This window comes from Cellvibrio chitinivorans (assembly GCF_035117775.1).
Taxonomy (GTDB): Bacteria; Pseudomonadota; Gammaproteobacteria; order Pseudomonadales; family Cellvibrionaceae; genus Cellvibrio; species Cellvibrio chitinivorans.
This window is the reverse complement of the sequence record NZ_JAYKKN010000005.1, coordinates 68,817-82,214: the sequence shown is the minus strand read 5'-3', so window position 1 is coordinate 82,214 and position 13,398 is coordinate 68,817. Positions and strand designations below refer to the sequence as shown.

General features: G+C 48.7%; 10 protein-coding genes. 4 read left to right on the top strand and 6 right to left on the bottom strand.

Annotation, left to right across the window (positions count from 1 at the left end; all coding sequences use genetic code 11):
- Positions 1-6: 6 nt before the first annotated feature.
- The 3 genes from SPL68_RS14180 to SPL68_RS14170 all read right to left on the bottom strand — a co-directional run bounded on the left by SPL68_RS14180 (position 7) and on the right by SPL68_RS14170 (position 1,494).
- Complete coding sequence (locus SPL68_RS14180) at positions 7-471, bottom strand: GNAT family N-acetyltransferase (protein ID WP_323815828.1); 465 nt, start codon at positions 469-471, stop codon at positions 7-9.
- A 53-nt stretch (positions 472-524) separates the two neighbouring features.
- A complete protein-coding gene (locus SPL68_RS14175) occupies positions 525-818 on the bottom strand; it encodes a hypothetical protein (protein ID WP_323815827.1) in 294 nt (97 codons plus the stop codon).
- A gap of 106 nt (positions 819-924) precedes the next feature.
- Positions 925-1,494: a gluconokinase gene (locus SPL68_RS14170; protein WP_323815826.1), complete on the bottom strand. Its 570-nt coding sequence runs from the start codon at positions 1,492-1,494 to the stop codon at positions 925-927.
- Between the two features lie 151 nt (positions 1,495-1,645).
- Here SPL68_RS14170 and gntR point away from each other — a divergent pair, with 151 nt between their 5' ends.
- The 3 genes from gntR (at position 1,646) to SPL68_RS14155 (ending at position 6,822) form a co-directional block, all read left to right on the top strand.
- On the top strand, positions 1,646-2,686 hold the full coding sequence (gene gntR, locus SPL68_RS14165; RefSeq protein ID WP_323815825.1) for an HTH-type transcriptional regulator GntR: 1,041 nt from the start codon (positions 1,646-1,648) through the stop codon (positions 2,684-2,686).
- A 66-nt stretch (positions 2,687-2,752) separates the two neighbouring features.
- Positions 2,753-4,375: an MFS transporter gene (locus tag SPL68_RS14160; protein ID WP_465038331.1), complete on the top strand. Its 1,623-nt coding sequence runs from the start codon at positions 2,753-2,755 to the stop codon at positions 4,373-4,375.
- A gap of 83 nt (positions 4,376-4,458) precedes the next feature.
- Positions 4,459-6,822 (top strand): GH36-type glycosyl hydrolase domain-containing protein, encoded by a 2,364-nt coding sequence (locus SPL68_RS14155; protein WP_323815823.1) that lies wholly within the window; start codon positions 4,459-4,461, stop codon positions 6,820-6,822.
- Between the two features lie 95 nt (positions 6,823-6,917).
- On the opposite strand, the gene maoP is transcribed toward SPL68_RS14155, so the two are convergent.
- From maoP to SPL68_RS14140, 3 genes are all read right to left on the bottom strand, one after another.
- Positions 6,918-7,316 carry a DUF413 domain-containing protein gene (gene maoP, locus SPL68_RS14150; RefSeq protein ID WP_323815822.1) on the bottom strand — a complete coding sequence of 133 codons (399 nt, stop codon included), beginning with the start codon at positions 7,314-7,316 and terminating at the stop codon, positions 6,918-6,920.
- Positions 7,317-7,617: 301 nt separating this feature from the next.
- Positions 7,618-7,887, bottom strand: coding sequence for a 30S ribosomal protein S20 (rpsT, locus tag SPL68_RS14145; RefSeq protein WP_062061190.1), 270 nt, complete (start codon positions 7,885-7,887; stop codon positions 7,618-7,620).
- 434 nt (positions 7,888-8,321) lie between these two features.
- On the bottom strand, positions 8,322-9,509 hold the full coding sequence (locus SPL68_RS14140; protein ID WP_323815821.1) for a lytic polysaccharide monooxygenase auxiliary activity family 9 protein: 1,188 nt from the start codon (positions 9,507-9,509) through the stop codon (positions 8,322-8,324).
- 818 nt (positions 9,510-10,327) lie between these two features.
- Here SPL68_RS14140 and ppc point away from each other — a divergent pair.
- Positions 10,328-12,943: a phosphoenolpyruvate carboxylase gene (gene ppc, locus SPL68_RS14135; RefSeq protein WP_323815820.1), complete on the top strand. Its 2,616-nt coding sequence runs from the start codon at positions 10,328-10,330 to the stop codon at positions 12,941-12,943.
- Positions 12,944-13,398: the final 455 nt, after the last annotated feature.

Sequence of the window (13,398 nt, the reverse complement as noted above, 5' to 3'; positions counted from 1 at the left end):
AAAAAATTAACTGCACGGCATTTGATACCAATCCGGCTTTAGCGCGTAGCCTTTTTCTACGTCGCCGCGAAACCCGAGCTTTTCGTACACTCTGTGAGCCTCTGTCCGCTGCGCGCCGGAGAGTAACATCACCTTGTAGCAATTCTTTTTCCATGCAAGTTCGATTGCAAAACCGAGCATGCGCGTTCCTACACCTTTGCCGCGGCAACGGCTATTAGTAATCACATGTTCAATCATTGCAAAAGAGCGCGCGCCATTGGTGAGTGTTGGTATTAACCCCAACATACAGCTTGCGATAAGTTGCTGGTTTTCTTCTACCACAATGAGATCAATATTGGGATTGTTGAGCATATCATCGAGCGTTGCTTCTGCCTGCTCTGCAGATAACTCGGGATCATTTGGGCGTAGCTCGCGATAGAGTGCAAGCAAACCCGCAAGGTCAGTGCGGGTTGCCAGTCGAATTTTATCCATTGGAATTTGTAGCCTTTTTACTGGGCTTTTTACTGATTTTTTTGCCAGTTTATTTACTGGCCCTTGCGCGATTCGCGAATATAAAAGCGAGCGTCCTTGGCTTGGTTGTAGCAGTTGTCAAAATTTTCTACGGTCTGCATGGTGCGCGCAGAGGTAATCAAACCTAATGCTTTGGTATAGCTCACTGTACCGCCGAAGCCTTCTGCTTTGGCAATGGATAATTCATCCCAAGCAGCTGAAACTTCGCTGTCACAGGCATTGCGATATTGGGTTTTGCCTGCGCAGGCAGAAAGGCTGGTTGCGAGTGCGAGAAGGCTACTAACAAGAATAACTTTTGACACTGACATCTGTGATTCTCCATAGGGTGATGTTGATCTTTGGATCAAAAACCGGCTTAAGAGTTCACATTCTCGCTGGTGTGGTGGCAGATGCCAAGCCCACAAAAGTTAATTGTCAGGCGGGCACTGCTTCGGATTGAAGTTGGAATTCCCGATCAATCACAGCAATAGCCTGCGCGAGCACTTGTTCGAATAAGGCTTGTACATCAATGCGGAAAACATCGGCTTCTTGCTTGGGAGTTTCCAAACTATCGAACTGACTATCCACGAGGCTCGGCGCCATAAAGTGATTTGCACGTTCATTAACGCGATTTTGGATGGTGCCTTTATCGCTATCGAGAAACAAAAAAAGGGTTTTCAAACCTGCTTTGCGCAACTCATTGCGATGAGCATGTTTAAGGCCAGAAAACGCAAGAGTCGCATGTTGCTGGTTGCGTGCCGCATTGCGTAAAAAATCACACATACGTGCCACCCAAGGCAGACGCATTTCATCGGTGAGCGGCTGCCCTTTAGCCATTCGGTCGCGCGCTTCCTGACTGTGAAAGTCATCGCCATCCAGATAGGTGTAGCCGTAGTGATCTGCCAATGCCTTGGCCAAGGACGATTTCCCGCTGCCGGATACGCCCATCAGAATGATCAGGTTGGTGCTGGCATCGGGGTTGGATAGGGCAAGTGTCTGTGGCATTTGTTTACATCTCGTTACTGCTAATTACTACTGGGATCGGTGTTAGAGCTGAGGTCTGGCGTGCATGCCGTGCGCTCAAAGGGTATGATAGCGCAACCATTTTGCTTGTGGTATGTTAGCAAAAAATAATATAAGCATGCAGATATCTCTTATGAAAACGGCGAGAAAAAGAAGTTCCGACAAGAAAATCACTCTGGTGGAAGTGGCAGACGCAGCGGGTGTTAGTGCAATCACTGTGTCGCGTGTTATCAACCAACCCGAAAAGGTCTCTGAAGCCCTGCGTATTCAGGTGCAAAAAGCCATTGATTCGCTCGGTTATATCCCCAATCAGCACGCCAGTTCCCTTGCGTCATCCAAATCCAGAGTAATCGGTGTATCCATCCCGTCGCTCAGCAATGTCGTATTTACCGAGGTGTTGCGCGGTATTTATGAGGTGATGGGGGCTGCTGGTTATAAGGTGCTGCTGGTGGATACCCACTACTCACCGCTCGAAGAAGAGAAGATGGTGCGCACGCTGCTGAGCCAGTCGCCGGAGGGGTTGATCATTACTGGCGGCGATCAGACCAAGGCGTGCCAGAACCTTCTGGAAAAAGCGCAAATTCCCATAGTGCAGATTATGGAATTACTGGCAGAGCCTATCGATATGAATGTCGGTTTTGCTCATGGTCGCGCTGGTTTCGATGTGGTGAAGCATTTGCTCGGGCAGGGCTATGAGCGCATTGGGTTTATCGGTGCGCGTATGGACCCGCGGGTTCAGCAGCGGATGCAAGGCTACAAGCTTGCGCTGGAACAGGCGGGCAAGTTTGAGAAAAACCACATGCTCACTACGCCTGAGCCTTCATCTATTGGTGTGGGTTGCGATTTATTCAAAAGTTTGATGGCTTCAAGCAACGGTGCAGTAGATGCCGTGTTTTGCGCAAACGATGACTTGGCATTAGGTGCTTTGTTTGAAGCGCAGCGCATGAACATCAATGTGCCGCAGGATTTGGCCATTTGCGGCTTTAACGATATGGATGCGGCAGAGCATGTAAACCCATCGCTGACCAGTGTGGCGGTTGGGCGCTATGAGATGGGTGTTAAAGCATCCGAGATGATCATCCGTGTGCTCAATGGCAAGCCCATTGAAGAGAAAAAAGTAGATTTGGGTTACGAAATTAAAAAGCGCGCATCGACCAGTCGCAGTCGCGATTGATCTTTTACTGGTTGATTCGCGTTAGCAATGTAGAGAGGTTTTGTTTTGACTATCAATAATAATGAAGTGCGCAATAACAATGATCGCTTGGCGCGCCTGACTTGGCGCGAGCGTATTGGTTATGGTTTGGGGGATGCCGGGTTTAATTTTTATTGGGCAATTATCGGTTCCTATCTCGTCTTCTTCTATACCGATGTATTCGGCATTGGCGCTGCAGCGGCAGCCACTATGGTGACGGTAACCAAAATTATCGATGCGATTACCGATCCTGTAATTGGTGGTATCGCCGATCGTACCAATACCCGCTGGGGAAAATTTCGCCCCTATTTATTATGGGGGGCGCTACCCATGATGGGCGCTGGCGTCCTCACTATGAGTACGCCTGATCTGGATGAAACCGGAAAACTTATCTGGGCTTACGCCACCTACAGTTTGTTAATGCTCTGCTACACAGTGCTGAATATGCCCTACAACTCGCTCTCGGCGGTGCTGACCGGTAATGTGCAAGAGCGCAATACACTCAACAGTACCCGTTTCTTTTTTGCGTATTTCAGTAGCATCATCGTTGGTGCCGCCACACCAGAACTTGCTGAATATTTTGGTGATGGTGATCGCTATTCTGCAAAAGGTTGGCAGCTGACGATGGCAGTCTACGCGGTTATCGCATCCTGTTTATTTGTAGTGACTTTTTTGACTACGCGTGAGCGTGTTCAGCCGGCAGCTAATCAGGAAAAAACCAATCCTCTGCAAGATTTAAAAGACTTATTCACCTGTCGCCCCTGGATGGTGCTATTTGTTTTGGCGCTGGTGTTTATGATCACCATGACCTTGCGCGGCAGTTCTGCTGCTTATTATTTTCGTTATTTTGTTGAACGTCCTGATCTGTTAGGCAACTACATAGGTTTGCAAATGGCAGGCTTGATGGTGGGGGCGATGATGGCATCAACCGTGACCAAATATATCGATAAGCGCAAGTTGATGATGTGGTTAATGTGTGTCGTAGCTGTGCTTTCGATTCTATTTACCTTTGTGCCTAAACCGGATCGCCACGGTGTGGTTGATATAAATACTAACGAAGTAGTGACTCTGGATGCGCAAGCGCTGTTGGGGCGAGCGCAAGCTGATGGTGAAACATATCAATGGCTGCGCCACGACAAAATTTTCTGGATCATCAAAGAGCGTATTCCGTTAAGTGAAACTGGCGTTGAGCTAAATCTTGAAAATGCCAAAGGCCAAGTGATTAGCGTTGTTTCCACTAGTGCTAATGGTGATCAACAAGATAGCGCAGAGCTGCCGCAAGAAATTTTGTGGATGTTTACGCTGAATATTTTGATCAGTGTTGCGTTGGGTTTTAAACCGCCAATTACATGGGCGATGTACGCCGATGTGGCGGATTACAACGAATGGAAAAATGGCCGGCGCGCAACTGCTATGACCTTTGCTGCTACGACTTTCTCGCAAAAAATTGGCAGCGCCGTTGGTTCGGCACTTATGCTGTCAGTGTTGGCGGTGATGGGGTATCAGGCTGGGCAAATGCAGGCGGGGGCATCGCTCGATAGCATCGTATATATGCAAACCATAGTGCCGGGAATGTTTGCGCTGCTTACTGCCGTTTCACTTATTTTTTACAACCTTACTGACAAACAGTTGGACAATATTCAGCTCGATCTTAAGGCTCGCCACGAATAGTTTTTATTTTCCCTAAGCGCTGCATTGCTCTGCGAATGCAGCGCGCCTCAATTTGTTTCTTACGATATTTTTAGGGCTTTCCCATGACTAAATTACTTAACCCCGACAATACGGGTGATCGCTACGAATTACACAGTCCTACCGCTATGCCACGCGCAGCAGGATTTTTGTGGAACCAGCGAATGATGATCCAATCCACTTGTCGTGGTTATGCTGTTGCGCAATTTATGCAGCCTGAGCCAGCAAAATATGCCTACGCACCGAATCTGGAAGCAAAAACTTTTATGCAGCCAGAGCAACCATATTATGCACATCATCCCGGCCGCTTTTTTTATGTGAAGGATGAGGAAACTGGTGAAATATTTTCAGCGCCCTATGAGCCGGTGCGTGCCACTTATGAAAATTATCTGTTCTCTGTGGGTAAAAGTGATTTGCGCTGGACACTACAATCGCTTGGTATTGAAGTTGAGTTGACGCTGTCATTGCCTGTTGCGGATGTGGTTGAGCTGTGGGATATAAAAGTGACTAACCACTCTGGTCGCCCGCGCCGCATTAGCGTTTATCCCTATTTCCCGGTTGGCTACATGTCATGGATGAATCAGTCGGCGGAGTATCGTGCGGACTTGGGGGGCATTGTTGCAACCTGCGTAACGCCCTATCAGAAAGTGGCTGATCACTTTAAAAATAAATTCTTCAAAGACAAAACTTTTTTCTTGCACGAACAAAAACCTGATGCATGGGAAACAAAACAGGAAACCTTTGAAGGTGAGGGCGGTTTGCACAACCCATCTGGATTGCAGCAAGAAGAATTATCTTGCGGGGATGCACGTTACGAAACCCCTGCATCAATTTTGCAATATCGCCTGGAGTTGGCGGCGAATGCCGAGCAGGTGTATCGCTTTGTTTTCGGCCCGGCATTTGATGATGCCGAAATCAAAAAAGTGCGCGAAACCTATTTAAGTGAGCAGGGCTTTGCCAAGGCGCGTGCAGACTATTCTGCTTATGTTGCGAGCGGCAGCGGTTGTTTGCAAATTGAAACACCGGATGCCGAACTGAATAATTTCGTAAACAACTGGTTGCCGCGGCAGGTGTTTTATCACGGCGACGTAAATCGTCTGACTACTGATCCGCAAACGCGCAATTATCTGCAAGACAATATGGGCATGACCTTTATCAAGCCCGAAGTAACGCGCGCGGCATTTTTACATGCCTTGAGTCAGCAGGAAGCATCTGGTGCTATGCCCGATGGCATCTTGTTGGTAGAAGGTGCAGAGCTGAAATACATCAATCAGATTCCGCATACCGATCACTGTGTGTGGTTGCCGGTTTGTTTAAAAACTTATCTAGATGAAACTAACGATTACGCATTACTTAATGAGTCTGTTGCAGGGCACGATGGCAAAACTCTGAGTGTATTTGAGCGCATCAGCAATGCCATGCGCTGGTTGTTGCAATCGCGCGATTATCGCGGCTTGAGTTTTATCGCACAGGGCGACTGGTGCGACCCTATGAATATGGTGGGTTACAAAGGTAAGGGGGTTTCTGGCTGGTTGTCTGTCGCAACGGCATACGCGCTCAATTTGTGGGCGGATGTTTGTGAAAAAACCTCACACAAAAATTTACAGCGGGAATTTATCGCAGGTGCAAACGAAATCAATGCAGCGGTAAATAAATATCTGTGGGATGGCGATTGGTTTGGGCGCGGCATTACCGATGATGATGTGGTGTTTGGAATCAGCAAAGATAAAGAAGGACGCATCTTTTTAAATCCGCAAAGCTGGGCAATTCTCGGCGGCGCAGCAAATGAAGAGCAACGCAAAAAAATGATCGCCGCAGTGGAGGCACAATTAGAAACGCCTTACGGTGTCACCATGCTTGCTCCTGCTTACACTGCCATGCGTGATGATGTTGGTCGAGTGACACAAAAGCATCCCGGCTCGGCTGAAAATGGTTCGGTCTACAATCACGCGGCGATTTTTTATATCTACAGTTTATTCACTATTGCGGAAAAAGATCGTGCATATAAATTATTGAGGCAAATGATTCCCGGCCCAAGTGAGGCGGATTATTTACAGCGCGGCCAGTTGCCGGTGTATATCCCCAATTATTATCGCGGCGCTTATTATCAGTATCCGCGTACAGCGGGGCGGTCATCGCAACTTTTTAATACCGGAACTGTGTCCTGGGTGTATCGCTGCTTAGTGGAAGGTGTATTCGGTTTGCAGGGGGATGAAAAAGGTCTGCGAATTAATCCGCAACTGCCATCTGCTTGGTCTGAGGCTAAAGCGATAAGACAATTCCGCGGTGCAGAATTTCATGTTGCTATCGCGCGCGCAGATGTTGATCGCATTCAGGTGCGCTGCAATGGCGACTTACTTGAGGGTGGCTGTATCGAAAACATTCAAGTGGGGCAGAGTTATAAGGTTGATGTTTTGATTCCGCATTAATTTTTGCGGCAACTTCTGATCAATAAAAACGCCGGTAATAAAAAGGCGCATCCAGTTGGATGCGCCTTTTTGGTATTTGGTGGAAGAGTTTTGTTCTATTCGGCCTTTGCTGTTTTGCGCGTGGTTTTTGCTTTTGTTGGCTCAGCGGCTTTGGCTGACTCGGCAGCAGGGGCGGCTGGTTTTGCTTTGGAGGTTTTGGCTTTGCTGGTTTTGGCGGGAGCAGATGCTTGGCGGGATTTAACGATGGAGAGATATTTCACCCAAGCTTGTTCGATTGGGCTTTTGGGAGCGCTTTGGTTTGCTATCACTTTGAGAATATGCAGATCATCTACGGTAGGGTCTGAAACTTCTTCCATCGCCAAGGCATTTACTAACACACCTTGTTTGCGCACCAAGCGTGCCTGAATATCGGAAAGGCCGCCTTTTTCAAATCCATCGGGAAAGTTAACAGCATCCTGAAAGGTTTGTTTCAGGTAATGATCGCGTGGCAGCATAACGTATCTCCATTATTAGTATGTGCTTCAGGGATGGCGCTAACGGCAGACAATCGTATCCTTAATACAGCGTGTTCTTTAATACAGATTTATCTTTGGTTGATACAGCCCCAAGCCCAGCGTTTTTTGTAATGTCAGAAACGATTTCCAACAAAAGTTGCTGCCGAAGATAATCTGTTTTTGTGACAGTGTATAGAGTTAAAAACAGCCTTTGTGGCGCTTTAGACATCACGCTGACCAAATTGCAGGCATAAAAAAACCGGCCAAGCCGGTTTTTTTACATTTGAGACCAAAATGGCTATTAGGCTGCTGCCAGTGCCTTGATTTTGGCGTTCAAACGGCTCTTATGACGAGCAGCTTTGTTCTTGTGAATCAGACCTTTATCAGCGATACGGTCAATTACCGATACAGCTGAAACGTAAGCAGTTTGAGCAGCTGCTTTGTCGCCAGTAGCGATAGCGGCCAGCACTTTCTTGAGGTAAGTACGCCCCATAGAGCGCATGCTTGCGTTGTGCTTGCGAGCTTTTTCATTTTGACGCGCGCGTTTTTTAGCTTGGGGTGAATTTGCCACCTTAGTGCTCCTGTGATTCTAGATAAAAGATAAATTCTGGATAAAAAACCCGAAAATAGGGTCGGGATTCAAGGACGCGACATTATGCCGTGTTCGATTTGTTTGTCAACCAAAGAAGCTGTCTATCCATAGATCATCTGGCAATAAACATCTGTTCCTCTTTGTCGCCGCTCCTTTATCTTCCAGGATGTTCTATTGGCAACACTGGGGTCGCATATAAAGGTGCATTTCGGGAGCGATATCAAGGGTGATTTTATATTGATCAACTTCTGAAACCCCTTGTGCTCTGGGGCTTGCGCCGCTTACCACAGGGACATCCACAATTTTATCCACAGCTTTTGTGGATAAGCGGTCCCTAGTGGTTCTCTCTAATAAAAAACGGCAACCGAAGTTGCCGCTGTTTGCTTTCTAATATAGAGGGGGCGGGGTCGCACTTAGTTACAGCTGCGAACCAGTGACCAGGCATTAGTCCATGCCCAGCCAGTACCTGGAGCATAGGCGCCGCCCTGTGAGCACCAGCCACCAACAGTACACTTGTACTCGCTACCAACGTTTTGTACGAGCGCGCCAGTTGCGTAGCTTGAACCGTTAACAAAAGCAGGTGAGCTGCAGTTGCCGGTAGCTACAGAAGAGGATGAGCTGCTTACAACGCTGCTCGCAACACTGCTTGAGCTTGAAACCACTGCCGATGATGACGAACTGGAAGTGCTTGAAGTGGTGCCTTCGCTACATGCGCCCAAATCCAACCAGTAACTGTACTGACCCGCGGTCAGCGCTGGGTCATTACCTTGAGTCCAGTAGTTAGCAGAGTAACGTCTGCTGTTGTGCTGCACTTGTTGTGGTTGGGTATAAACGGTGGCGGCATTCCAGGTTGGCAAGCCAGCACAGGTGTTGTTAGAAACGCTTGATGAGGCTACAGACGATGAAGACGGAGCAGATGAAGCAACTGAAGAAGAGCTGTTGCTTGGGCCGTAAACAACATCAATACATTGATAGAAGCCTTCCGGTGCATCTCTTACCGCATCACGTTGCCAAATACTGTACACAATGTGGCGACCGGTACGCGGTGGCAAGTTGACTATGTGAGTGGCAACAGCTTCTTGGCCTGCTGGCGCAGATTGGTGGATTTGCTCCAGATCAGACCATTTCAATGGTGCTGCGCCAGGGTTAAAGCCTTCTTTGGTGATGTAGTAGCGGAAGTAAGAGGTTTTGTGTGCGGCAGTGTTAATCCATACAAACGCCAAAGGACCAGCAGTTACAGTGGTGGCATTCCAGTCATTGCGCGCCAGGTTCAGGCCGTTGTTGCCACCCATGTTGGCGCTACACAGCTTGCCATCCGGGATCAGGCTTTGGTGGTTGTCGTTGGCGCCGCCGATACCAATCGATTGTGGTTCGTATTGACTGGCGTTGCCTGCTGCGGCTGCGGCGATACACGCCGGGGTGGTATTACCGCCTTGCGAACTGGTACACCAAAAAGCACGACTTTTAGGGCTGGATACATAACCGTGTGCGCTAACTTCAACTGTGCTCATTAACGCAGCGGTACCTAATAAGGTGGACAGGCCAAACACGCGCAGGGATTTAATACCAGTGCCAAGGGGTTGAGTGTTGTTTATTTTCACTTTAGATCTCCACTTATTAATAGCTCTGTGTTGGTGGGAATCGCCAACAACGTTTTTTTGGGATTTTTTGACCGAATAAAAAATGTCGTCAGGAATAACGGATGAAATTTTTATTCAGAGGCGAGTCTACGGCGCTGAAAGTAAAACGCTAGTTTGACTTTTCGTAGTTCAGTGCATTTGCGGTTCGACTTTTCGACGGAAATTTGTCTCGAAGTACTGATGATGAATTCGGTGTCGATGCTTGTGATATGCCTCACAATTGGCTCCGCGATGGCTGTTTATGAATTGAGCGACTTTTGTGGAGCCAGCCCTAATGGGGATTTGGGGTGATTGTCACAAGTTCATGCACAGAGTTATTCACAGCTTTTGTGAGTAACTGGGATTTATTGCTAATAAAGATTGATTCGCTGTGGATAAAGATTGAGTTGCTCGGCAGGCTTTTTTGGTTCACGGGCATAGTATTTGCTGGAACAAATGTGAGAAAGATGGTTTTCAGTCTATTGCTGTCGGTGCGATGGGTAGAGTGAAGATGAGTGTGAATAAGGGCGTGGTTTGGATGCGCTAGCGTGTAAAATTTGTGCATATTCTGCCGCCATTCATGTCGCTCCGGGTTGGTGCGCTTGCATCCTGGTCTGCACCTTTGTAACCTGCGCGGCCGCAAAAAAAGCCGAATAATTCGATAATGCGAATTTTTATCATTCAGTGCGTGAATCCTGCCGCCATTTTCTACCCATAAAAGAGGGGATGGCGTAGAATACCGCCCGCTTTTGGTGATTCATCTGTACGTTTTTTAATCCCTCGATTTGTTGGAGATACCCATGTCAAAGCTACCTGAAACCCTGCGCGAAAATGTCCGCCTGCTAGGGGAACTTCTGGGTGAGACAATTCACGCTCACGAAGGTGAGGAACTGTTCTCCAAAGTGGAAGGTATTCGCCGTTTGGGTAAAGCCATCACCAAAGCAGAAAACGGTGATTCGGCGCCATTGGTGGCAATGCTCAGTAGTTTGGAAGATCGCGATATCTTGCCAATCGTGCGTGCATTTAACCAGTTTTTGAATTTGGCCAATCTGGCCGATCAAGATTACTTTTCCAGCGCCGAAGCCGAGCGTGACGATAGTCTGCAAACCCTGATTCAGGAGTTGGCCGCCCAGCACGGTAAAGATGCGCTGGCGCAGATTATTAAAAAGCTGCGTATCGAGCTGGTGCTGACCGCGCACCCGACAGAGGTAACTCGTCGTACTCTTATCCGTAAATATGATCAGATCGTCGATACGCTGGCTGACCGCCAAAATGGCAGTCTGTTGACCTTTGAGCAAGATAAGGTGCGTGGCCGTTTGCATCGTTTGGTAGAAGAAATTTGGGCTACCGATGAAATCCGTACCATTCGCCCGACTGCTGTAGATGAAGCCAAATGGGGCTTTGCGGTTATCGAAAACAGCCTTTGGCAGGCTGTGCCGGATTTTATTCGCCACCTTGATCGCATGTGTAACCGCCATTTGGGTGAATCCCTGCCGGTTGATGTGCGTCCAGTGAAGTTTTACTCCTGGATGGGCGGTGACCGCGACGGTAACCCCAATGTAACCAATCGCATTACTCGCGAAGTTCTGCTGTTGGGGCGTTGGATGGCTGCCGAACTTTACTCGCGCGATGTCTACAGCTTGGGTGGTGACCTGAGTATGAGCGAGGCGAGCGATGAGTTGCGCGCTCAATATCCTGAGAGCAGCACCCCTTATCGCGATGTGATGTTTGATCTGCGTCGCCGCATTCAATCGACTTTGGAGTGGGCAGAAGCGCGCTTGCAAGGTCGCTCGGTAGAAGTCCCGGTGGATTTGATTACCAGTCGCGAAGACCTGTTATCGCCTTTGATGCTCTGCTATCGCTCGCTGCACGAAGTGGGCTTGCCGCACATCGCCAACGGCCCGCTAGTAGATACTATCCGCCGCATTCACTGTTTTGGCATCAATCTGGTGCCGTTGGATATACGTCAAGACGGCGACCGCCATGTGCGCGCTATTGATGAATTGGTGCAATACCTCGGCTTGGGCGATTATCGCGCCTGGTCAGAAGAGGAGCGTCAGGCATTCCTGTTGGAATCACTGAACAGTAAGCGTCCTCTATTGCCAAACAGCTGGCCGATGAGTGATGAAACGGCTGAGGTTCTGGCGACTTGTCGTGTGATCGCACAAGAGCCGCGCGAAATTCTGTCGCACTATGTAATTTCTATGGCGCAGCAGCCATCTGATGTGCTGGCCGTTGCGCTCTTGCTGAAAGAGTGCGGCATGACCTGGAATATGCCCATTGTTCCGCTGTTTGAAACTCTGGATGACCTCGACCGCGCGCCGATTGTGATGGAGCGACTGTGGGAGCTGGAGTGGTATCAGCAGTATTCTGCGCATCAACAAACGGTGATGATTGGTTACTCGGATTCGGCGAAAGATGCAGGCAAGATCGCTGCGACTTGGGCGCAATACAAGGCACAGGAAAAACTGGTGGCCTTGGCCGATAAATATGGCGTATCCATGGTGCTCTTCCACGGTCGTGGCGGTACTGTAGGTCGCGGCGGTGGTCCGGTTGAGAAGGCGATGGCATCCCAGCCACCGGGTTCGGTTAAAGGACGTATCCGTGTGACTGAGCAAGGCGAAATGATCCGTTACAAATTCGGCTTGCCACGTGTTGCTTTTGGCAGTTTGTCTTCTTACGTGGTGGCAACCTTGCGTGCAACTATGGCGCCTAATGCAGCACCAAAACCCGAGTGGCGCGATCTGATCGAGCGTATGGGGACTGCCAGTCTGGAGGGCTATCGTTCGGTTGTGCGCGGCCACAAAGACTTCGTTCCTTACTTCCGCAATCTGACGCCTGAGCAAGAGTTGAGCCTCTTGGCGCTGGGTAGTCGTCCGGCCAAGCGTAAATCTACCGGCGGCGTAGAGAGTCTGCGTGCGATTCCCTGGATGTTTGCCTGGACACAAGTGCGCTTGAATCTGCCTGCATGGTTGGGTGCGCGTCAGGCGTTTGAGTATGCGCTGGAGAATGAGCCTGCTCTGCTGGAAGATATGGCTAGCAATTGGCTGTTCTTCTCCAGCTTCCTCGATTTGCTGGAGATGGTAATCGGTAAAGCCGATGGCCCAATCTGCACCTACTATGAAGAGCAGCTGGTTCCTGTGGAATACCGCGGTTTGGGGCAGCAGCTGCGCGGCGATCTGGAAGCGCTTGAAGGACTCATCAATAAAATGAAGAAGCAGGATGCGCTGTTGACTGATGACCCTATGCTGCGTCAGTCGTTGGAGCTGCGTAAGCCTTATGTTGATCCATTGAACTATTTACAGGCTGAATTGCTCAAGCGTTATCGCAGCAGCGAAAATATCAGCCCGGATCTTGAGCGTGCGCTTAAGGTAACCATGGCAGGTATTGCAGCGGGTATGCGCAATACGGGTTGATATCCTGCTCTCTTGATCACTGCTGGCATTTTTGCCGGCAGTGACTCTTCATAGTTCTATCTCTTCCCAGTTCTATCTCTTCACCGTTCAGTTCCATCTCTTTACCGCTTGTCGCATTTTTCTTCTTTGTTATCTCCCCCGGTTTTTCATCTCTCTGCTGTCGTCTCATTCATTTACCGGTTTTATATTCTGATTTGTGTCGCCAAAAATGACTTTTGTTGTTTTTTGCTGAAGCTTGTTATAAGAAACTTGTTTTGTATATTATTTGATCTGTTTTTCGCTGTGTGACTTGGTTTTGACAAGTTTTGAGATTAGACTAGAATAAAAAATGTGACGCATATCTCGAAGTGTCGCTAAAAACAAAAACTACCGCTCAAATCAGCTTTAGGCATGAAGCTGTCTCGAACTCTTCCAGGATCCCCTAGGCATCTACGGATGGCACCTAATTTCGGTTT